Consider the following 20832-nt stretch of genomic DNA (forward strand, 5'->3'; position numbering starts at 1 on the left):
TTTGAAAAGGGGTGTTTCCGAGCCGTAAAGCAGGCTTAATTTAAAGAACTGGCCCGGGTAAGCTCGACCAGCAATTCCTCAAGCAGCTGGAGCGTAGGGGGGGGGTACAACCGCTCCGAAACCGAATCGGGCGAAAGCAGCGAGAACGTGAAAAGGGGCTTCATTGCCTTAGTGGCTCCTCCGTTTGCTCCAATGTTTGCAATCACCACATACAATTCGCCTACCCGACGTCACGATCCTACAGCCACCTTACCGAGAGTAAGCACGCGACACGGGCAAAGCAGGAGAATTCCGTGCATTCCCCCAGCCAGCCGGCGGGGCCGTCAGATCGGGACTTGGGGGTACGGCGTTGAGAATGGTGGCGAAGCTGAGTGCTATTCGCTGCGAAGCCGGTACCCTACCCCAACTTCCGTGGTGATGTAGTAAGGCCTGGACGGGTCGTGTTCGATCTTCTGGCGCAGGTTCCGGATCGTGACCCGCAGAACGTTTTGCTGCTCGACATGGGCGACGCCCCATATCTGCTTAAGGAGCTGGCTGTGCGTCAAGACACGTCCGGCATGGGTGACCAGCAGGCGCAAAAGCTCGTACTCGGTCGGAGTAAGAACCACCTCCTTGCCGGAGAGCCGCACCCGGCGCAGCGGCAGATCCACCTCCAGTTCGCCGCAGCGGTACACCGGCTCGGGCGCCTGCTGCAGGCTCCTTCTCAGCGAAACGCGGATGCGGGCCTGCAGCTCGGCGATGCTGAAGGGCTTGATGAGGTAATCGTCCGCCCCCGCGTCGAGAGCGCCCACCTTGTCGTCGTCGCTGTCACGCACCGACAGGACGATGATGGGGACCTGGGACCACTCGCGGATCCTCTTGATCACCTCCACCCCGTCCAGGTCGGGCAGACCCAGGTCCTGCAGAATGATGTCGGGTCGGACCGCAGCGGCGGCCGCAAGGGCCGCATGACCGTTCTCCGCTTCGAAGAGCGTGAACTCGGACCCGGGCAGTGCGGCGCGCAGAAAACGCAGCACCGACACCTCGTCGTCCACTACGAGCACGCGCGGCAGGTTTTTCCCTTTTCCCTGTGCCGCTACAGCACCGTCAGTTCTGGTAGCACTTTGCACCTTATTCTCCTTCTCTCGTCTTTTCTACCGGGAGCTCGATGGTCACTTTCAAACCGCCGCCGTTGCGGTTGTCTGCACGAATCTCTCCACCGTGTGCCTCCACGATCCCCTTGCAGATGGAAAGCCCCAGTCCGGTGCCTCCCGCCCCCTCGGGAACCGGGACACGGTAGAACTTGTCGAAGATCCGTGCCAGATCCTCTGGCGGAACGCCGGGCCCTCGGTCCGCGATCTCCAGGGTCACCCTGCCGTCCGTAGCGCCTGCCGTCAACTCTACGATCCGGTCACGCGGCGCGTACTTCAGGGCGTTGTCGATCAGGTTCACCAGCACCTGGGTCATCAGGACCATATCGATGCTCACCAAGGGGAGGTCGGGCTCCACCCGGATCTCCAGCCTGGTCTTGGCAAGCTGCGGTTCAAGCGCGGCCAGTGCGCACCCCACCAGGTCCTGCAGGTCCGATGGAATCCGCTTCAGCTTCAGCGCACCCGCCTCCAGCCTGGTCATGTCGAGGAGGTTGGCGACAAACCGGTTCAACCGTGCCGCCTCTTCCCAGGCCGCATCGAGAAGGTCCTGCCTGGAGGGCTCATCGAGTACCGTGGTCCGGTCGCGGAGCGCCCCGAGCGCCCCGCTGATGGTGACCAGGGGGGTGCGCAGGTCGTGGGAGATAGAGTTCAAGAGTGCACGTTCCAGACTCTCGCGTGCTTGAAGAATCTGGGCCTGCTCCGCTTGCTTGACCAAAAGCACCCTTTCTATGGCAAAGGACATTTGGGTGGCGAAGGCGTGTAACAGGCGTCTGGTCAGGGGGGAGGCGTAGTCGGATTCTGCTTTGAGCCGTATCCCCAGGACGCCGAGCACGTTTCCCGAGGTCTGCAGCGGCAGATACAGAAGTTGCGAGGAAATCAGCGTGTCGGTGCCGCGCCCCGCCGGGGAGCTGTTTCTGAAGGACCAGTCCGCCACCGCATGTTCTTTGGTCTCCAGGACCAGCCCGGCGCTCGCAGCCCGCAGGGCCAGGCGCTCTCCTTCCGGCATCAGCACCGCCACCTCGCCGCCGATGCTCTGTTCGATGTTTCTCATGGTGGCGGACACGATACCGCTCAGATCTGAGGCCACAGCCAGATCGCGGCTCAAGTAATAGAGGCTCGCCGTCTGTTCTTCACGCTCCCTGATCGACTCGGCCCTCTCGCGTGCTTGAGAGACCAGGGTGCTGATGACGACTCCGACGGTGAACAGCGCGATGAACGTGATCACGTATTCCGTATCGGCAACGGCGAAGGTCAGGTACGGCGGCACGAAGAAGAAATCGAAGGCGAGCACGCTGAAAAAGGCTGTGAGCACCGCCGGACGGCGCCCGAGCCTGGTCGCGGCAAGTACGAGCCCAAGGAGGTAGATCATCATCAGGTTCGTTGGGGCCAGCAAGCCCCGCAACACCTGGCAGAGCAGGGTGATGGCCGCAACCAGCACCATCCCCTTCAGGTACCCTGCCCACGGAACCGATTTCTTGGGGGCGACCGCCGCCGGTTTGGTCTTTTCAGCAGCGACGTCGATGCTGACGACGTAGATGTCGATGGGGCCGGAGAGCCTGATGAGCTCGTCCACCAGGGGCTGGCGCAAAAACTCGCGCCAGCGTGGCTTGGTCGGTTTTCCCACCACGACCTTGGTCACGTTGTTTTGCACGGCGAATTGAATCAGGGCCTGGGCCACCGAGGTTGCCGTCAGCGTCGCCACGTCCGCACCGAGGCTCTCCGCCAGGCGCAGGTCGCGCCAGACCCGCTCCCGGTTCTCGCGGGCATGTTTGCTCAAACCGGGAGTCTCGATGTAGACGGTGTGCCAGCGCGCCTTCATCTCGTCGGCGAGCCGTCTCGTGGTACGGATCAGCTTCTCGCTGTAGGGACTGCCGCTCACGCATACCAGCAGCTTTTCCGCCGCCGGCCAGGGGCCGGTGATGGAGCGGGCCTCCATGTAGGCGCGCATCTGGTCGTCGACGCGGGAGGCAGCGCGCCGCAGGGACAGCTCACGCAGGGCCATCAGGTTACCCGGCTTAAAGAACTTCTCGGTGGCGAGCATCGCCTTTTCCGGGATGTAGACCTTTCCCTCGCGCAGCCGTTCCAGAAGGTCTTCCGGCGGTATGTCCACCAGCCTGATTTCCACGGCCAGGTCGAGCAGTTTGTCCGGGACCGTCTCGCGCACGATGACCCCGGTGATCTGGGCCACCACGTCGTTCAGGCTCTCGAAGTGCTGGATGTTGACGGTGGAATAGACGTCGATCCCGGCGCAGATGAGCTCCTCGACATCCTGCCAGCGCTTTTCGTGGCGCGAGCCGGGGGCGTTGGTGTGGGCCAGTTCGTCCACCAGCGCAATCTGGGGCTTGCGGACCAGCACCGCGTCGATGTCCATCTCGGGGAGGTGCACCCCCTGGTACTCGATCTGCAGCTTGGCTACGACCTCGAGCCCTTCCAGGAGCAGGTCGGTCTCGCTCCTGCCGTGGGATTCCACGTAGGCCGCGACTACGTCGCGCCCCTCGCGCTTGCGCACGTGTGCCGCCTCCAGCATCGCATAGGTCTTACCCACCCCCGGCGCGTACCCGAGGAAGATCTTCAATTTTCCTCGCCCGCTTTGCGCCTCTTCCTCAGCCTGGGCGACCTTGAGGAGCGTTTCCGGCGACGGCCGTGTATCGTCGTCTCGCATGGTTACCTGCTCTCTTGTTTATCCAGCGCCAGGTTCAACTCCAGCACGTTCACCCGCGGCTCGCCCAGGAAACCGAGCTGGCGGTCACTGGTGTGGTCGGCAAGAAGCTTCTCCACCTGTTGCAACGCCATGCCGCGCGCCCTGGCAACCCGGGCCACCTGCACCATGGCCGCATCGGGCGTGAGGTCCGGGTCGAGGCCGCTACCCGATGCCTGCACCAGTCCGGACGGGATGCTTCCCGCGGCACCGGCATCGTGCTGCGCCTTGACCCGGTCGGAAACCGTCTTCAGGTAGTCGGGATTGGTGGGGCCGGAGTTGGAACCGCCCGAAGCCGTCGGGTTGTAGCCGAAGTCCGCCGTGGCCGAGGGGCGGGGCCAGAAATACCTGGCGTCGGAGAAGGGCTGGCCGATAAGTTTGGAGCCGATCTCGCGGTGGTTCTTGTCCGTTATGATGCTTCCCTGCGCTTGACTTGGGAAGAGCGCATAGGCAATGCCGGTGACAAGGCCCGGGTAGATCCCGCCACAGATGACGGTGAACAGTATGAACATCAGTAAGGCCGGTCGCAATTCTTTCATAGAGGTATCCTCGGTATGTCTTACTCTATCTGAGTCGGTCGCTTCACGCAAACAGTGACACTGCCATATCGATGGCCTTGATGCCGATAAACGGCGCTATCATTCCCCCCAGACCGTAGATGAGCAAGTTGTGGATCAACAGCTTCTCGGCAGGCATGGGACGAAACTTGGTTCCTTTGAGCGCCAGCGGCACCAGGATCGGAATGATGATCGCGTTGAAGATCACCGCCGACAGTATGGCGCTGAAGGGGCTGGATAAGCGCATCACGTTCAGCACGTTCAACTGCGGATAGATCGACAACATCATGGCCGGGATGATCGCGAAATACTTGGCCACGTCGTTGGAGATGCTGAAGGTGGTCAGATTCCCCCTGGTCATCAGGATCTGCTTGCCCACCTCGACGATGTCCAGGAGCTTGGTCGGGTTGGAGTCGAGATCGATGATGTTGGCCGCCTCGCGCGCCGGCTGGGTGCCGGTGTTCATGGCGACCGCGACGTCCGCCTGGGCGAGCGCCGGGGCGTCGTTGGTCCCGTCGCCGGTCATGGCCACCATGAAACCCTGCTCCTGGTTCTCCTTGATCAGACGCAGCTTGTCCTCGGGTTTGGCCTGGGCCAGGAAGTCGTCCACCTGCGCTTCGGCCGCTATGGCCGCCGCGGTGAGCGGGTTGTCACCGGTGATCATCACCGTCTTGATGCCCATGCTGCGCAACTGCTGGAAACGCTCCTGGATCCCCCCCTTGATGATGTCCTTGAGGTTGATCACGCCCAGGATCTCCGCGTCGCTGCATACCACGAGCGGCGTCGCCCCGGCCCGGGCGATCCGGTCCACCACGTCGGCGAGATTGGAGGGAACCGACGCGGCGCCCATGCCTTTGACGAAGGCGATGGCGGAGTCGGAGGCGCCCTTGCGGTATTTCTTGCCGAAAGTGTCCACTCCGGACAGGCGCGTTTCCGCGCTGAAGGCGATGGTCTGTGCGTCGGCGGGGAGCGACGCCATGTTCAGATCGTACTTCTTCCTGGCCAGGACGACGATGCTCCTTCCCTCCGGGGTCTCGTCGGTGAGCGATGCGATCAGCGCAGCCTCAGCCAGTTCCTTTTCGCTGTGCCCGCCCACGGGGACGAACTCCACCGCTTCGCGGTTGCCCAAGGTGATGGTGCCGGTCTTGTCGAGCAGGAGCACGTTGACGTCGCCTGCCGCCTCGATGGCGCGGCCGGAGAGGGCGATCACGTTTTTCTGGAAGAGCCGGTCCATGCCGGCGATGCCGATGGCCGGCAGCAGCGCGGCAATGGTGGTCGGCGCCAGGCAGACGAAGAGGGCAACCAGCACGGTGAGCGATACCGGCGTTCCCTGTCCCGCCGCCCGCACCGAGTAGAGCGAAAGGGGGCTTATGTTGGCGCAGACCAGCAGGAACACCAGGGTAAGCGCGATGAGCAGCACCTCTAGGGCGATCTCGTTGGGCGTTTTCCTCCGCTTGGCACCCTCGATGAGGGAGATCATGCGGTCCAGAAAGGTTTCGCCGGGGTTGGCCGTGATCCTGACGATGATCGAGTTGGCGATCACCTCGGTGCCGCCGGTGACTGCGCTCCGGTCGCCGCCCGACTCCCTCACCACCGGGGCGGACTCGCCGGTGACCGCAGCCTCGTTGACCAGCGCCGCACCGGCCACGACGTCGCCGTCCCCGGCGATCATCTCGTGGGCCTCGACCAAGATGTAATCGTCCTTTCTGAGCGATTGCGCCGGGACCGTCTCGAAGGGGGCGCCGAATTCAGGCTTTTTCAGTCGCTTCGCCGTTACATCGGTGCGGCTTTTCCTCAGGGAAGCAGCGCGCGCCTTGCCGCGTCCCTCCGCCAGCGCCTCGGCGAAGGTGGCGAAGATCACGGTAAGCCAGAGCCAGATGGAAACGAGCCCGGTGAACCACGCCGGCTCCTTGTTAGCGCCGGTGAGCGACATGACGAAGGTGACCAGGGTGATGACGCTGGCGATCTCGACGCAGAACATCACCGGGTTGCGCCAAAGCCCCCTAGGGTCCAGTTTCTTGATCGATTCCAGCAGGGCGGGCTTCAGTATGCGAAGGTCGAACATGGATATCGGTTCGGGTGCGTGTTTGGACATGTTACTTACCTCCCAGCATGATCAGGTGTTCGACGATCGGTCCCAGCGACAGCGCTGGGAAGAAGGTGAGCGCACCGACGATGAGTATCACCAGCGTGAGCCAGAGGGCGAAGGGGACCTTGTCCGTAGGGAGGGTGCCCAGGCTCGGCGGGACGTATTTCTTACCCGCCAGAGAGCCGGCCATGGCCAGCGACGCCACGATGGGGGCGAAGCGCCCGAGGAACATGGCAACCGCTCCGGAGAGGTTGTAGAAGGCGGTGTTGCCGTTTAGGCCTGCGAAGGCGCTGCCATTGTTGTTGGACATGGAGGCGAAGGCGTACAGCACCTCGGAGAGCCCGTGCGCCCCCGGGTTGGCCATCGAGGAGACCGCCGACGGCAGCAGCAGGGCAAGGCCCGAGAAGATAAGCACCAGCATGCCGGAGGTGAGCACGGTGATGATGGACATCCACATCTCGCGCACCTCGATCTTTTTCCCCAGCAGTTCCGGCGTTCGCCCGATCATCAGCCCCGCGATGAAGACCGCGATCACCACGAAGGCTATCATGGTGTAGAGTCCGGTCCCGACGCCACCGAAGACCACCTCCGAAAGGAGGATCAAGGACAGCGGAACCATCCCGCCCAGGGGCGTCATGGAATCGTGCATGGCGTTGACCGCACCGCAGGAGGTGCCGGTGGTCGCCGTTGCGAACAGTGAGGTGCCAGCGAGACCAAAGCGTGTCTCTTTCCCCTCCATGTTGACGCCGTGCACGCCGAGCTTTGCTACCAAGGGGTTGCCGCTCGTTTCCGCACAGTAGAGGACGGCGGTCGCGGTAACCAGGATTGCAAGCATCACCGCCAGCAGCGCCCATCCCTGGCGGGTGTTCCCCGCCATCACCCCGAAGGTGTAGGTGAGGCTGCCGCCGATGAGAAGGATCAGGAAGACCTCCGCGATGTTGGAGAGCGGGGTTGGATTCTCGTAAGGGTGCGCCGAGTTCGCGTTGAAGAAACCGCCGCCGTTGGTGCCCAGCTCCTTGATCGCCTCCTGGGAAGCGACCGGCCCCATGGGAAGGGTCACCTCTTTCACCGTGACCGTTTCGGTCACCGCGTTCCCCTTGGCATCCTTCAGGGCGTTCCCTTGCGCATCCAGCTTCGGCTTTTCATAGCTGGTCGCCTGGACCAGCGGCACCGTCTTATAGCCGCTGAAGTTCTGGATCACCCCTTGGGACACCAGGAATACCGCGAAGGCCAGCGAGATAGGCAGCAGGACGTAGAGGGTGCACCTGGCGAGGTCGACGTAGAAGTTGCCGATCTCCGAGACCCTGCGCCGGACGAATCCGCGAATGGTGGCGATGGCGACCACGATGCCGGTAGCGGCGGAGAGGAAGTTGTGCACCGCGAAGCCGGCCATCTGGGTGAAGTAGCTCGCGGTAGACTCGCCGCCGTAGTTCTGCCAGTTGGTGTTGGTCATGAAGCTGACCGCCGTGTTGAGCGCGAGGTGCCATGAAAAAGCCGGGAACTTCTGCGGGTTCAGAGGAAGGATCCCCTGGAGCAGCAGGATCGCGAGCAGGGAGACCCCGCAGATGAAGTTGAAAAGGATCAGCGCCCACGCGTAGCGCTGCCACTGCATTTCCTCATCCTTGTCCACGCTGCAGATGCGGTAGAGGAAGCTCTCGCAGGGGACTAGGACCGGCGAGAGGAACGTTCGCTGTCCCTGGAAGACCTTGGCCAGATAGCTCCCCAGCGGCTTTATCGCCAGCAGCAGGAGTACGAAAAAGAGGATGGTCTGAAGCCATTCGTACATGTTCATGGTGTTCTCCGTGTGGTTATCTCCACTGCTGTTTTAGTCGGTGGCAATGATACAGGCTGTTGTGCCTTCCAAAACAAAGCTCCCTGGCTGCTCAACACCCACCGTTCTTCGGCCGCGAGGAAGACTGGCACTTCTCCAGTGCCGTAACTTGGGGGAGCAATGGTTGTGGCCCCTGTTGGAAAATCGGGGGAAGACCCGAAAACCAGAGCGGCATCGGCAAAATCCTCTCCTTGGTAAACACCTGTTTTGGGGCAGTAAAGATAGATCTTCATGGGATTCTCCAGGTGGTTTCGTTCTACACCTCGAGTATCAGCATATCGATGAAGATCTAAAGACGGCGTTAAAATGCCCCCTAAAGGCATTAAAAAGTCGTGAAAGCAACAGCCTCACTCCTGATGCGGCAGGAGAGACCGGCACCATTCATGTCACCGAAGCCGCTGCCACCCATTATCCTGCGGGTCCCCACATGGGGAGCCCCCTGTTCGTATTCTAGCAAAGGTTCGGAGGCTTCACCTGTTGGTCAGACGATCTCCAACGAGATCAGAAAGCTCAGAGGCGACGTCAAGGCCCTCTTTGTGAGCGGCTATACCAACGATATTATCAATAAGGCCGGGCTGGAAAACCAGGGGCTGCACCTGATGCCTAAGCCGATTCAGCCGGCCGCACTTCTGCGCAGGATTCGGGAGTTGTTAGACTGAGAGGCACGGCTGCTTGGGATGGAGATTCTGACGCTCAAGTAACATTGGTGAAATGTACCGTGATGGCATTGGAGTTTAACCAGACACCAGCTGAGGAGGGGGCGACGGTTGGAGGGGGGCTAGATTTTAACTCCCCTTCCTTTCTGGATTGAATTCTTGCTGGTCACAATGAGACTGCCAAGTTCGACATTGAGGGATGGAATATCCGTTTCCAGGACCTTCCATACGGCATCTAGACTCACCCCGAAGTAATGATGAATCAGCCTATTCCTCATGTCGCTGATCTGCCTGAACGGTATGCTTTTGTTTTCAGCTACAAACGCCGGGTAATGTTTCAACAGCTTGCCGGAAACTTCACCCAGTATCTGAATATGCCTGATGGCGGCATCCTGCTTGTCCTCGTTGGCCATAAACGCAGCCTCGCCTGCACCTGAAATCTCGATCAGACGATTGACCGACCTTTGCATGTCGTCCAGGTATTCGCTGAGCGTCCTCGGTTTTCGGTCATCGGTCATAAGGCCACTGCCTCCTTGTTGATCCTGTCTCTGTGCTCCGCCGGTATTTCCGTGTCCAGGACAACATCGACCGGGACTTTGATCAATTTCTTGACCTTCGCTGCGATTTCCACCAGCTCCATCAACCCAGTTTTCCCCTTGATCGGTGACACCAGCAGATCGAGGTCACTTCTGTTGGTATCTTCACCGCGTGCGGTCGAGCCGAAGACCCTGACGTTGGTGACATGATGCGCCAGGGCGATGGCCTTGATTTGCTCCCGGTAAATGGCTACCTGCTCACTCGGCCGGGGGCGGGGGGGGCGCTTGGGCCTAGTGGGGCGGAGCGGCGTCCCGTGCTGTTTCAATCCGCCTCCATCGTTTGCATCAACTGCGGCTTGCCTGATCAGGTGTCGGACAAAAGAAGACAGCGTTGTTTCCACCCCGGTCCGGCGGCTGTATTCGGCAGCAAGCTGCTCGGCCAGTTCCTTTTCTTCGGGGTCTATGACGATGTTCAGACGTGCGGTTTTCACCTTGCTCCACCTCCTTATTTTATGTACATAATATACACATAATGCGAGAGGAAGGCAAGGATGTTGGCCCTATGCCGGGGCCGGATCATCGGGTGTTTCCTGATTTTGTTTTTCGAAACGACAGCTGAGGCAGCAACATGCGGCGCCGCCAGGCTTCTCCTGCATTTTCCCGTTCTTCCCTACATCTTTGACGTTCAGCCTACCTCGGCCTTTGCCGTCGCCCCCCTTCCCCTGCAGGGCGATGTGGAGTTTGGCCATTAGTATAGGTCCTCCTTGTTTGCTGAAGGATTAAAGGTGAAGCCCTTTATCTCAGGTGTCTCCTTCTCCGGAGCGGCCGTCGCGGGCTTCGCGGTTTTGCTTGCGTCGCCTGTGCTGCCGCGTTCATTAGCAGGTTGTTCCATGGGGCGGCCAGGCGGAGTCTGGATCAGGCTCTTCGTGTAGTTCCAGAAAGCAGCATAGCCGAAGGCCACTTTCCCCTCTTCGTACAGGATTCCCCAGATACTCTTGATAGACCAACCATCGCCGAGTGCCTGTATGATTTCCTGGCGCAGGGCCAGGAAGATGGCCCGGTTTTGATTTCTATTGGAGGCGAGGGGCTTTTTGCCGACAGCCTTGGCCGCTAATCGATCGGAGATGGTTTTGTTCATGGTGTCGGACCGAGATTTTCCGCGATTGGAAGGTTACTTATTCCATATTCTGTGTATTGAGCGATATTTTTCGAAATCTTACCATATTGTTGGAAGATTTTTATTGATCAGCTCAAATTCTTGGAAAATCAGGGTAAAATTGCGACGTGGTCGAAAGTCGTATTGAGGAAATCGTTGCTCGGAGCAGGGCAGGATAGGTGAAGGTGGCCACCCGGCAAGCCGGTCGCCCCCCTTCACCACCCCTTATTCGCGCTGTGCGCTCAACGGGTATCCTGCTCTGCGAGGCGGACGGCTACCGCCATCCAAGAGGTCAAAATTACGAAAGAAAAGAGACCAACACGTAGAAAGCGGCTGCGCGTTCCTGTGCTGCCGGACGAAGAGGCTGCCATCAAGAAGATGGCGGCTTCCACCGGCCTTCCCGTCGCCGTGTTCCTGCGGAACGTGGGTTTGGGCTACCAGGTCCGCAGCATTCTGGACCACAAGGCGGTTGAAGAACTGGTACGCATCAACGGTGATCTAGGCCGTTTAGGGGGGCTTCTGAAACTTTGGCTTGCCGATGACCCGCGTGCTGCGCAATACGGGGAGAGGCTTGTCCGAGCCCTCCTCACAAAGATAGAAGACACCCGCGATCAGATGCACAGGATCATGCAGACTGTGGTCATGCAAAGGCCCGGTCGGTGAATTTTAGCGGCTGAAATACGAGACCGTCGTGATAGCCAAAAAAGTACCCATGAGGTCCATCCGCAAGAGCGATTTTGGTGCCTTGGTGGAGTATCTCACCGACGGCCAGGGCAAACATGAACGTATTGGAAATGTGTGGGCCACCAATTGCCAGTCGGAAGGCTGGCAAGTCGCGATCACAGAAGTTCTAAACACACAGGCGCAAAACACCCGAGCGAAAGCGGACAAAACCTATCACGTCATCGTCAGCTTCCGGGCCGATGAACAGCCGGATGGGGCAACCCTCAAGGCCATTGAGACTCGTATCTGCGAGGGTTTGGGCTACGACAACCATCAGCGTATCTGTGTCGTGCACCCCGACACGGACAACCTGCATTTTCACATCGCCATCAACAAGATTCACCCGACCCTCTACACGATTCGTGATCCCTATAACGACCACTGGACGTTGGGAATCCTCTGCAAGAGATTGGAACAGGAGTACCACCTCCAAGCCGACAATCATCAGGTCGGAAAAACGGGGAGTCAAGACCGGGCTGCCGACATGGAGCGGCAGGCCGGGGTGCAAAGCCTGTTGGGCTGGATCCAGCGCGAATGTGCCGACCAACTGAAGAATGCACGAAGCTGGGGGGAACTGCATACGATACTGGGCCGCAACGGCCTCGAACTTCGGGAAAAGGGTAACGGACTCGTCATCACTAACGGCTCAGGTATCGGCGTTAAAGCCAGTTCTGTGGCGATGGAACTATCGAAAATGAGGCTCGTACGTCGCTTGGGGGATTTCCAGCCGGCAGACGTCACGAAAAGACAGCACGGTCGGCAGTATGAGGCACGGCCGGTGCGCTTTTGGGGCGACACAACAAAGTTATTCCGCAGATACACTTCCGATATGGAAGCAGCAGCTACGGCCTGTAAAACCGAAGGGGCCGCCGCAACGGAGCGCAAAAATCGGCACATCGAATCGGTCAGGAAAATAGCGCAGTACAAACGGGACGCAGTAAAAGTCATCAACTGTTCCAAGATAAGCAAGAAAGTGCTGTACGGCGTAATCAACAGAACGCTTAAGGTCGAGATCCTGAAGATCAAAAGGCGATGCCTCGCAGAACGGGTGGCCATCAAGGGCAAATATAAACAGCTCACATGGGCCGACTGGCTAAGAGCGAAGGCCGTCAAAGGAGACCTAGAGGCGCTGGCCGCTTTGCGCGCTTGCGAGGCGGCAACCGGCCTGAAGGGGGACACCATAACCGGCAAGGGCGGCAGTAAGCATGCGCCGCTAACGGCAGAGCTGGACTGCATCACCAAGAAGGGGACGATCATCTATCACGTCGGCTCAACTGCGGTGCGCGACGACGGGGAAAGGCTCCAGGTTTCACGGGGGGCAAACATGGAGGGGCTGCAAGGCGCTCTACTCTTGGCGTCAGAACACTATGGCAGTTGCATCGCCGTCAACGGTACCGAGGCCTTCAAGGAACAGGTGGTCCGGGCGGCCGCAGTCGGCAAGCTGTCCGTTACCTTTAACGATGCCGCATTGGAGCGCCGCCGCCAGGAACTGCTGGGATCGGGGGGCCTCAGGGAGGAAGCCAGTGGACACGACAAACAACCGGGCGCTCGAGCCGCCGGCGAAAGATCAGGAGTCGACGGAGGATATGATAGCCGCGGCAGTGGCGGCCATGGATGCACCGCTGCAGCAATCCATCCAAGGGGAACCATCCGAGGAACAACAGCCGAGGGAGGCGTTGCCCGTTACGATAAGCCCTATGTTGGAGGCGTTGGACGAAAGCCACCGCCCCAAAGCCAGAACCGTCTGCGAGAGCTGTCCGAACTTGGTGTGGTTCAACTCGCCAGCGGAGATCAAATGCTACTGCCGCGCGATGTTGCTAATCGTTTAGGGCGAGAAGGAACCAAACCAGATCACGGCGTGCGACGGGATATTCCTCGGCCAGGAGAGATGACGGTAGGCCAAGCCGCCGCGGAGAAGTATGTCGCCGAACGTGAGGCCATGCGACTGAAAGCCTCAGGTGTGCCTAAACACCGGCTTTACGACCAAGAGGGGCGAACCACCGCCGCCTACGCGGGAATCCGCCAGGTGGAAGGGGAAACCCTGATTCTTCTGAAACGAGACGAGGAGATCCTGGTTCTGCGAGTCGCCGCCAGCGCCGCCGAGCGGCTCAAGCGTGTGGCGATCGGCGAAACCGTCACCGTTACGGCCAAAGGGCGCGTCGCTAGAACCAAAGCGCGGAAGATATAAAAGACAGGTTCAACAACCCGCGGGACCGCAGTTGCAGGGAAGGGCCAAAAGGCCCAAGACCCGCAGGATAATCACGGTGCCGCGGTCTTCTCGTCGCGGGCCTGCAGACTGCCAGCAGGTTCTCCGCACAGCATTCCGATGCCAGCCCGCGCTGCGCGGGAGCATCCGCGAGGCTCCGTGACGGTTGGCCTCGGGCTGCTCGTCGTGGTCTATCCGCCGGCGCTGCTCATCCGGCCCGAATAGCGGATGCCGCCCCCTCGCTACAACCGTCAGGGCTTAAAGCCCCGCCGTATTCCGCTTCCCCTTCTGCGGGAGAACGCCTCCGCAACCGCTCATCATCAAGCCATGCACCCTTCAATAGGACCGGAAACCAGAGCAGCCCAACAAAGGGGGGCGAGCCGTTGGAGCGGAGCCCTTCGCGGCAAACAGTGGTCATACTGAGAGGGGTCGAACGTCCGATCTTCTGCCAAAGCAGATGTATTACTTAATGGGTGGTGTTAATTATTTCTAAAGTTTGATGCAGCCGTGTCCGATATCAAATATATTGCCTATCAACGCCACCAGCCGCCCGATGAAGCCGGCCTCACGTTAGGGGTTGATTCCAGCATTAGGAGGCTTCTATGGACATGGATAAAGTGATCCGGCGCAAGCAACTCCTTGAGATGATAGGGGTAAGCGCCGCAACCCAATATCGTATGGAAAGGGCAGGGCTGTTCCCCCGGAGGTTTAGGCTCGGCAAGGGCTTGGTAGGGTGGCACCTGACCGAAATCGAGGAGTGGCTAAGGAGTCGCGAGCCGGTGTCGATTCACTGTCCGGATGCCACGAATAAAGGCAGCATTGTGGGAGTGGTGCCGCAGGTTGAAGTGCTGGGGCACCGCCCGGGGAGAGGGCGGAAGGACCCTTGATTAGTCTGCTAAGATACGTTTTAGTTCCTCTTCCCACAGCAGCATCGCCGCCTTCTTCTCCTTGGCGTACTGATGCAGGTTGTAAACCTTCACCACTCCCTGCTTCTTGTGGTTGAGAATCGCCTCTGCGTGCTCCTCCGGGATTCCTATCCGGGCCATTACGGTACGGGCGGTGCGCCTCAGGTCATGAGGGGTCCATTGTGGGAGGTTGAAGTACTTCCTACTCGCCACGTGCTGGGACAGGGTTTGCCTCACAATCGGGCACGGTTCCCCGGCATCTCCGGTTCTGTACGAGGGGAAGATGTACCCCTCGCTGTCCCCGATCAACTCCAATGCCAGGGGAGCAAGATAGACCCGGTGTGCTTCCTCGTTCTTGGTGTCCGCGCTCCCCAGCGTCCACCAATTCCCCTCGATCTGGCTGCGGTGCAGGCTGGCCACCTCCCCAGGACGCTGAGCGGTCACCAGCACCAGCTTGATCGCAGCCTTGGTCCTCTCGTCCCCTGTGCCTTCGTCTAATGACTTCCACAACTGCTTTAGTTCACTGTCGGACAGGATGCGTTTCTTGACGACGGGCTTCAGGGACGGAATCACCTTGCTGAGTTTCAGCATCGGGTTCGCCTCCAGATGCTCTCGGTGGATGGCGTACTCGAAAACTCCTCTGGCCACCTTATGTACGTTTTTGGCCTGCCCCGGTGCACGTGTCGCTACGTGCTCCAGGAGGGCAATGGCATCGCGTCTTCTTATTTCGGTTATGGGGCGGTCCTTCCAGGTGGGGAGGACATCGTTCTCCAGCGACATCTTGACCGTCTTAAACCAGGCCTTGGCATGGTTTGCCTCAGACCACTTGATGTACTGTTCGGCGAAATCTCCGAAAGTGGCGATGACAGGCTCTTCTGCCTCTTGGGGGAGAGGGACGTAGGCGGGGTCTTCACCAATCTGCACCTTATTGTAGGCCTCGTTGTACTTGACCCTCGCCTCCGCCAGGGACACGTACGGGTATTGGCCCAGGTAGAGGTTCTTCTTCTTCCCCTGGAAAAGGTATATGTACAGGAAGCTCTTGGTTCCCGACGGCAGCACCTGCAGGCAGAAGCCCCTTTTTTCACGAATGATCTGTTTCTTCTCCCCCGGCTTGATGCTTTGGAGATACTTGTCAGTAAATTGTTTCTTCATCATAACTCTCCGGGGAGGTGCAGCTCCCTGTTTCATGCCTGCATCCTTTGCATCCTTTTTGCATCCTTTTTGGGGCTGGCAAGGGGTGATGTGGGATGAAGCGTGTTGATGAATTTTTAACAGTAAAACTGCGCAATGTCAACCGCTTACATTACGGTAATGAAGCGGGGTGAGCCGCGTTGATGCAGCGTGAAATGGTGAAAAACCAGACTTAGGATCTGGCACCGCAAGGTATAGGGGTTCAAGTCCCCTCTCTCGCACCAGCTATTGTAATGAGGCTGCTATCTAATCAAGATCGCAGCCTTTTTTACGTTCACGCCTATGCCAATCCCTATATACTCCCAAAACTTTGCCACACTGGGGACACTATGGCGGTAGCATCGAAGAAATAGTGAGTAGATGTGCGGCAGATTTTCCCCAGAAAAACAGCGCTGCGGTTTTTGGTGAGCGGGAGCCCTTCGAGCGGATCAAGCAGGCTCCATAGACGTGTAGAAGACTAGGAAGGGGAGGGCGGGAGACCTGAAATTATTGATCCACAGGCTCGTTGCCCAAAACCGATCTGACCAGTTGGACCAGTTGTGATGGATGGAAAGGCTTCCGGAGTGCGTCAACAGACGGTGGGATTCTTTCATGGAACCCCGTCATGTAAATGACCTTGATGCCGGGGTTGATCTTCTTCATTTCGTTGTAACTTGATATGCCGTCCCTTCCGGGCATTACGATGTCTGTCACCAGCAACTCTATCGCATCGGTATTTTCGATGAACTTTTCCAGCGCATCCTGTCCATTGCTTGCCGTAATCACTGTGTAGCCGTTGCAGATAAGGAGGTCCCGAAGCACCTCCCTTATTTCCGGTTCATCATCCGCAAGCAAAATCGTCTCACGCTTTTCATTACACCTCATGCTGGCCTCATGGTTCGTTAAAAAATAATCACTACAACGGCCTTTATACTAGCTGATCGCCAGAGAGTCTATGGACGATTGACCTCCATCTTCGAAAAAGCTCAATTGAGGTCAGTGTCTCAGCGCTTAAGTGATCTCCTAAACTCCCAAGGCGGATTTCCCATCCGCCAAAGTCCCCTCTTTGAGAAAAGCCTATGCACCTGGTGACATTAGTAGGCTGGCAGAAGTATGTCAAGCAATGAAAGATGAGGAAAAGAGGAGGTTGAAGAACAGGCGCCACAAGCTCGCTCAGGTTGATGTCGTTAAGCGTCAGATCCGCTCTATTCACTCGTGACATTTCCAGGAGGGAATCGACCATCGACCCTATTGGGGACGCTCCGGACGGTATTCTCCGTTGCACCTTTTCAGTGCTGCCTGCCGGTTCGGCACCGTCAATACTCTTCCGCCATGGTCAGGGCGCGCTCGACTTTGACGGAGAGGGTGGCCTCGCGCAGGGGCTTGGGGATGAAGTCGAAAAAACCGCGCCGCAGCGCGGTGGCTTCTTCGTCCACGGTGGCCGTGGAGGTGATCAGGATCACCGGTACGTTGGCCGTTTCCGGAAAGCTCCGCAGGCTCTCCAGCACGGCATAACCGTTCAGCTTGGGCATCTCCTTGTCGGTGATCACCAGGTTGAAACGGTTCGACATGATCTCCTTGAAGGCTTCCATGCCGTCGTCGGCACAGACCACGTGGTATCCCTTGCGCTTCAGGGAAGTGCTGATGAACTGACTGACCGCCTTGTCATCATCGACGATGAGGATGCTTTTCTTGTCGGTCGCCGCAGCCGGAACCGATTTCAGGTAGTGCACCTTGATGGCCAGCATTATTTCACGCCCCGTGGCCACGTAGGGCACTACGGACACTCCATGCTCTTCCTCCATGGCGCGCAGAACCCCGGCAAGGGTCGGGTCGCTGATGGCGACGGCGAACTTGCCCTCTTTCAGCTTCAACGGGAAGATCATGTTCGCCATGGCCTTCTTGGCCGGGATCATCCTGAGGAGTTCGTCGGGATACTTGTAGCGGTGGAAGTCCCCGAGAAATTTCATGTTGTGCTGTTGCGCCAGGGCCTGGGCCAACTCGTCAGGCGTGACAAGCTCCAGATCTTCCAGCACGGTGCCGAACCGCTTTCCCTTCTTGCGTGCATAGACTACGAGCCTCTCCACGGTCAAGGCGGAGAGGATCCCCCTCTCCACGAAAATCTCCCCAAGTTTCTTCCTGGTGCAGGGCTCGCCTGATCGCGCCGCCCGCTGTGAAAGCTCCATGCCCCCCCCTTGGCCCCCTTGGCTCCGTCGTCAGGACGTAAAAAAAGCCGGGACCGATATCATGTGATATTTCGGCATCCCGGCTGTCTCGTGGAGACCCTTTAGGCTTTCCGCCCCATTCTCGCGAATGGTTTAGTATTGTCGGCTATCATTATTTTTTCCCAACTGCTTACTCTCATAGGCCGCCCCTTGTCAAGGCAATTGATCGTTGACAGTTGACAACTACCACCACCGGCTGATTTTTACCCAAAAAAGGGGGACGCGGGTGTTCACCCCTGCCGCGCGGGGAGACGGACCGTGGCCTTGGTGCCGCGACCGGGCTCCGATTCGAATTCCAGGGTGCCGCCATGCTCCTTGACGATGGACGAGGAGATGTACAGTCCCAGCCCGGTCCCCCCCTTGTCGATCCTCATGGTGAAAAACGGCTCGGTAAGGCGCGAAAGCACCTCCCCGGACATCCCGTCCCCCTGGTCCTCGACGCTCAGGTTCACCGTCTCCGCTCCGGCATCGTACCAGGTCGCCACCACGACGCCGCTGTTCTTGTCGGGCAGCGACTGCAGCGCGTTCATCACCAGGTTGACCACCACCTGGTCGATCTGCTGCTGGCTCCCCTGGACCTCGGGGAGGTCCTGCGCCAGTTCCATCCGGTAGCTGTCGGTGTGACGCTGGATGTGATGCCACAGGATGGTCGCAGCGCTTTCCACCGACCGGTTCACGTTGATGCTCCCCTGCATGTCCAACGCGGCGGGCTTGGTGAAGTTCTTCATGTCCCGCACGATCTTGTCGATCTGCAGCGCGCCTTCCCTGATCCCGTCGTGCAGTTGCGGAACCATCTCCAGGACTTCCTCGTAGGAGAATCCGCCCAGGTTGAAGCTCCCGTACTCCTCCCTGAGCACCCGCAGCCGGGAGAGCGAGTCCCTGGTGATCTGCGACAGCACGGTGTTGTTTATGGAGATGCAGTGGTTGGGGTTGTTGATCTCGTGGGCGACGCTGGAGACCAGCATCCCCAGGGAGGTCATCTTGTTGGTCTGGATCAGCTTCGCCTGGGTGGCCCGGATCTCCTGCTCCAGGCGCAGCTTTTCGGAGATGTCGCGGATGGAGCAGAGGAGGATCTCCTCGTCCTTGAGACGGATCCTCGTGCCGCGGAAGGAGATCATGATCTTCTCCCCCCCGGACTTGTAGCTTGCCGCCCGCTTCAGGAACCCCTGCGAGGTGTGGTGGTGGGCGAACTCCTCCCTGATCTTTTCCAGGTCGTCCGCGTCGATCAGGGCGTCGAACCTCAGACCGGGGAGGTCCTCATGACGCAGCCCATAGAGCGAAAGCGCCGCGGGGTTGGCGTCGAGCACCTGCAGGGTCTCCAGCTTCATGAGGATGACCGGGTCGTCGTTTTGCACGAAGACCTGGTAGAAGCGCTCCTCGCTCTCCTTGAGCTCGCTCTTGGCCCGGGCGAAATCGGTTATGTCCCGCCCCTCGGTAACCAGGTAGGCGACCGCCCCCGCCTCGTCCCTAACCGGCGAGATGGAGAAGTCGACGTGGCGCACCTCCCCGTCCTGGTCCAGGTGGGTGGTTTCGAACCGGTCGGGAGTCCCCCGGCTGGCGGTGGCTACCGAGGCCCGCACCCGCTCGCGCAGCTCCGCGTCGTGGCGCCACCAGGGGGTGTCCCAGTAGGGAAGGCCAAGGACCTCCTCCTTGCGGGCTCCGACCAGGGCGAGGGCCGTGCGGTTGGCGTCGACCACGGTTCCGTCGCAGGTGAGAAGCCCCTGGTAGTGCAAGGCGTGGTCAGTGACCGAGCGCAGCAGCCGCTCCCCCTCCACGAGCTGCTGCTCCCGGTAGCGGATCTCGTCCGCCATGCTCTGCAGGTCACCCGCCAGCTGCTCCACCTCGGCGATCTCCCCCTTGGGCCAGGGAGGGGATTTCTGTCCGCCGGCCACCCGACGGGCGAAGGTTGCCAGCTCTTCCAGGCGGCCCGACAGGCGGCGGGCCAAAAAGAGCGAGGCGGGGAGGGCCAGCAGCAGGGCGGCAAGCGCTCCGGCTCCCACGTTGTGGGTGGTTATGACCACCGAGCGGTAGGCGCTGCGCACCGGCTGGGCGACCAGGACGTACCAGCCGATATGGGTGGATTTCATCATGGTGCCGACCAGCGCGCGCCCCTCGAGGTTGAACTCGCCGCTCACGGGCTGCCCCGAGCGGAGCCCCTTGCGCACCAGGGGGATGTCACCGATGAAAGGGGGAGGTGTGGTGGAGGCGCTACCCTGGCCTGCTATCACCTGCCCGGTGTGGTCGATCAGCATGATCGAATGGCCGGTGCTCCCGACGATGTCGTGCATGGAGCCGACCAGCTTGGCCAGGTCCACCTCGCCTATGACGACGAGGTCGCCGCTTGGGACCGCCACCGCCACGGAGGTTCCCTTGCCGAAGGCGGAAACGAAGGTGTTGGACCACAGAGCGCTCCCGAAGCGGCGGGTGTCACGGAAGAGCTCCTCCTGGGCGAGGCTGGTCCGTTCCATGGTGCGGTGGTCCCGATCGGTGTGGCGGTGGTCCTTGCGGATACCGGCTGACTTGATCTGGCCGTCGGGGAGCACGACGTAGAGCAGGTTGAGCGACGAGGAGGATTCCACCTCGGCGTCGAGGATCTCCTGGAGGTCCCCGAGGTAGACGGGCTTGTGCAGGGGGAGGGCGGCTACCGCCTTCACGTCGGTGAGTGCGGCGGAAAGGTAGTTGTCCAGTGCGACGCCAAAGGCGCGCGCCACTTCGCGCTGCCCCGACTCCACGTCCCTCTTTATGTGCGGCAGCAGCAGAAAGAGGTTCAAAAAGACGACCAGCAGGAAGGGGATGACGGCCAGAAAGGTCGACTGCAGCGACAGTATCCTGCGAAACCGGTGCGTGGCCACGGGGATCCTCACGAACGGGGCCGGTCCGCTGTGGAGCGGCCATGGAAATTGGACTAAAAAAACTCTTTTGCTTTTAACATTTTGACGATAAGGTGGCA

General features: G+C 59.7%; 18 protein-coding genes and 1 riboswitch. Of the genes, 4 read left to right on the top strand and 14 right to left on the bottom strand.

What is annotated here, in order from left to right:
* Positions 1-374: 374 nt before the first annotated feature.
* The 6 genes from KP001_RS00240 to KP001_RS00265 are packed head-to-tail and all read right to left on the bottom strand — an operon-like array spanning position 375 to position 8538.
* The gene (locus KP001_RS00240; RefSeq protein ID WP_217287606.1) at positions 375-1109 is read right to left on the bottom strand and encodes a response regulator; all 735 of its coding nucleotides are present in this window, start codon (positions 1107-1109) and stop codon (positions 375-377) included.
* A 1-nt stretch (position 1110) separates the two neighbouring features.
* Entirely contained in the window at positions 1111-3792 is a 2682-nt protein-coding gene (locus KP001_RS00245; RefSeq protein ID WP_217287607.1) for a DUF4118 domain-containing protein, read from the bottom strand.
* A gap of 2 nt (positions 3793-3794) precedes the next feature.
* Positions 3795-4367: a potassium-transporting ATPase subunit KdpC gene (gene kdpC / locus KP001_RS00250; protein WP_217287608.1), complete on the bottom strand. Its 573-nt coding sequence runs from the start codon at positions 4365-4367 to the stop codon at positions 3795-3797.
* A gap of 43 nt (positions 4368-4410) precedes the next feature.
* Positions 4411-6480: a potassium-transporting ATPase subunit KdpB gene (kdpB, locus tag KP001_RS00255; RefSeq protein WP_217287609.1), complete on the bottom strand. Its 2070-nt coding sequence runs from the start codon at positions 6478-6480 to the stop codon at positions 4411-4413.
* 1 nt (position 6481) lies between these two features.
* Positions 6482-8266: a potassium-transporting ATPase subunit KdpA gene (gene kdpA, locus KP001_RS00260; protein WP_217287610.1), complete on the bottom strand. Its 1785-nt coding sequence runs from the start codon at positions 8264-8266 to the stop codon at positions 6482-6484.
* Positions 8263-8538: a hypothetical protein gene (locus KP001_RS00265; RefSeq protein ID WP_217287611.1), complete on the bottom strand. Its 276-nt coding sequence runs from the start codon at positions 8536-8538 to the stop codon at positions 8263-8265. Before KP001_RS00265 ends, kdpA begins: the two co-directional genes overlap by 4 nt.
* 150 nt (positions 8539-8688) lie before the next feature.
* Here KP001_RS00265 and KP001_RS00270 point away from each other — a divergent pair, with 150 nt between their 5' ends.
* Positions 8689-8964, top strand: coding sequence for a hybrid sensor histidine kinase/response regulator (locus tag KP001_RS00270; protein ID WP_217287612.1), 276 nt, complete (start codon positions 8689-8691; stop codon positions 8962-8964).
* Positions 8965-9083: 119 nt separating this feature from the next.
* Here KP001_RS00270 and KP001_RS00275 read toward each other — a convergent pair whose 3' ends face one another.
* From KP001_RS00275 to KP001_RS00290, 4 genes are all read right to left on the bottom strand, one after another.
* Positions 9084-9479, bottom strand: coding sequence for a HepT-like ribonuclease domain-containing protein (locus KP001_RS00275; protein ID WP_217287613.1), 396 nt, complete (start codon positions 9477-9479; stop codon positions 9084-9086).
* Positions 9476-9988 (bottom strand): nucleotidyltransferase domain-containing protein, encoded by a 513-nt coding sequence (locus tag KP001_RS00280; RefSeq protein ID WP_217287614.1) that lies wholly within the window; start codon positions 9986-9988, stop codon positions 9476-9478. Before KP001_RS00280 ends, KP001_RS00275 begins: the two co-directional genes overlap by 4 nt.
* Before the next feature lie 69 nt (positions 9989-10057).
* Positions 10058-10246 carry a hypothetical protein gene (locus tag KP001_RS00285; RefSeq protein WP_217287615.1) on the bottom strand — a complete coding sequence of 63 codons (189 nt, stop codon included), beginning with the start codon at positions 10244-10246 and terminating at the stop codon, positions 10058-10060.
* Positions 10246-10635, bottom strand: a complete 390-nt coding sequence (locus tag KP001_RS00290) for a TraK family protein (protein WP_217287616.1) — start codon at positions 10633-10635, stop codon at positions 10246-10248. The genes KP001_RS00285 and KP001_RS00290 overlap by 1 nt, the downstream gene beginning before the upstream one ends.
* 315 nt (positions 10636-10950) lie before the next feature.
* Between KP001_RS00290 and traJ the strand changes: the two genes are divergently transcribed.
* The 3 genes from traJ (at position 10951) to KP001_RS00305 (ending at position 14469) form a co-directional block, all read left to right on the top strand.
* Positions 10951-11316: a conjugal transfer transcriptional regulator TraJ gene (gene traJ / locus KP001_RS00295; protein WP_217289517.1), complete on the top strand. Its 366-nt coding sequence runs from the start codon at positions 10951-10953 to the stop codon at positions 11314-11316.
* A 28-nt stretch (positions 11317-11344) separates the two neighbouring features.
* Complete coding sequence (gene traI / locus KP001_RS00300) at positions 11345-13564, top strand: TraI/MobA(P) family conjugative relaxase (protein WP_217287617.1); 2220 nt, start codon at positions 11345-11347, stop codon at positions 13562-13564.
* Between the two features lie 620 nt (positions 13565-14184).
* A complete protein-coding gene (locus tag KP001_RS00305; protein WP_217287618.1) occupies positions 14185-14469 on the top strand; it encodes a helix-turn-helix transcriptional regulator in 285 nt (94 codons plus the stop codon).
* On the opposite strand, the gene KP001_RS00310 is transcribed toward KP001_RS00305, so the two are convergent.
* The 4 genes from KP001_RS00310 to KP001_RS00325 form a co-directional block, all read right to left on the bottom strand.
* The gene (locus KP001_RS00310; RefSeq protein ID WP_217287619.1) at positions 14470-15639 is read right to left on the bottom strand and encodes a tyrosine-type recombinase/integrase; all 1170 of its coding nucleotides are present in this window, start codon (positions 15637-15639) and stop codon (positions 14470-14472) included.
* 525 nt (positions 15640-16164) lie between these two features.
* Complete coding sequence (locus tag KP001_RS00315) at positions 16165-16542, bottom strand: response regulator (RefSeq protein ID WP_217287620.1); 378 nt, start codon at positions 16540-16542, stop codon at positions 16165-16167.
* Positions 16543-16973: 431 nt separating this feature from the next.
* Positions 16974-17843 carry a response regulator gene (locus tag KP001_RS00320; protein WP_217287621.1) on the bottom strand — a complete coding sequence of 290 codons (870 nt, stop codon included), beginning with the start codon at positions 17841-17843 and terminating at the stop codon, positions 16974-16976.
* A gap of 70 nt (positions 17844-17913) precedes the next feature.
* Positions 17914-17990: riboswitch (cyclic di-GMP riboswitch) on the bottom strand.
* Positions 17991-18112: 122 nt separating this feature from the next.
* Positions 18113-20734, bottom strand: a complete 2622-nt coding sequence (locus KP001_RS00325) for a PAS domain S-box protein (RefSeq protein WP_217287622.1) — start codon at positions 20732-20734, stop codon at positions 18113-18115.
* Between the last annotated feature and the right edge of the window lie 98 nt (positions 20735-20832).

This window comes from Geomonas subterranea, assembly GCF_019063845.1.
Lineage (GTDB): Bacteria > Desulfobacterota > Desulfuromonadia > Geobacterales > Geobacteraceae > Geomonas > Geomonas subterranea.

What these genes read in the sequence shown, in the direction of transcription:
- kdpA (WP_217287610.1), bottom strand. Translation starts at nt 8,266, where the DNA reads ATGAACATGTACGAATGGCTTCAGACCATCCTCTTTTTCGTACTCCTG.
- KP001_RS00315 (WP_217287620.1), bottom strand. Translation starts at nt 16,542, where the DNA reads ATGAGGTGTAATGAAAAGCGTGAGACGATTTTGCTTGCGGATGATGAA.
- KP001_RS00285 (WP_217287615.1), bottom strand. Translation starts at nt 10,246, where the DNA reads ATGGCCAAACTCCACATCGCCCTGCAGGGGAAGGGGGGCGACGGCAAA.
- KP001_RS00290 (WP_217287616.1), bottom strand. Translation starts at nt 10,635, where the DNA reads ATGAACAAAACCATCTCCGATCGATTAGCGGCCAAGGCTGTCGGCAAA.
- KP001_RS00305 (WP_217287618.1), top strand. Translation starts at nt 14,185, where the DNA reads ATGGACATGGATAAAGTGATCCGGCGCAAGCAACTCCTTGAGATGATA.
- KP001_RS00310 (WP_217287619.1), bottom strand. Translation starts at nt 15,639, where the DNA reads ATGAAGAAACAATTTACTGACAAGTATCTCCAAAGCATCAAGCCGGGG.
- kdpB (WP_217287609.1), bottom strand. Translation starts at nt 6,480, where the DNA reads ATGTCCAAACACGCACCCGAACCGATATCCATGTTCGACCTTCGCATA.
- KP001_RS00320 (WP_217287621.1), bottom strand. Translation starts at nt 17,843, where the DNA reads ATGGAGCTTTCACAGCGGGCGGCGCGATCAGGCGAGCCCTGCACCAGG.
- KP001_RS00245 (WP_217287607.1), bottom strand. Translation starts at nt 3,792, where the DNA reads ATGCGAGACGACGATACACGGCCGTCGCCGGAAACGCTCCTCAAGGTC.
- KP001_RS00275 (WP_217287613.1), bottom strand. Translation starts at nt 9,479, where the DNA reads ATGACCGATGACCGAAAACCGAGGACGCTCAGCGAATACCTGGACGAC.
- KP001_RS00265 (WP_217287611.1), bottom strand. Translation starts at nt 8,538, where the DNA reads ATGAAGATCTATCTTTACTGCCCCAAAACAGGTGTTTACCAAGGAGAG.
- kdpC (WP_217287608.1), bottom strand. Translation starts at nt 4,367, where the DNA reads ATGAAAGAATTGCGACCGGCCTTACTGATGTTCATACTGTTCACCGTC.
- KP001_RS00270 (WP_217287612.1), top strand. Translation starts at nt 8,689, where the DNA reads ATGTCACCGAAGCCGCTGCCACCCATTATCCTGCGGGTCCCCACATGG.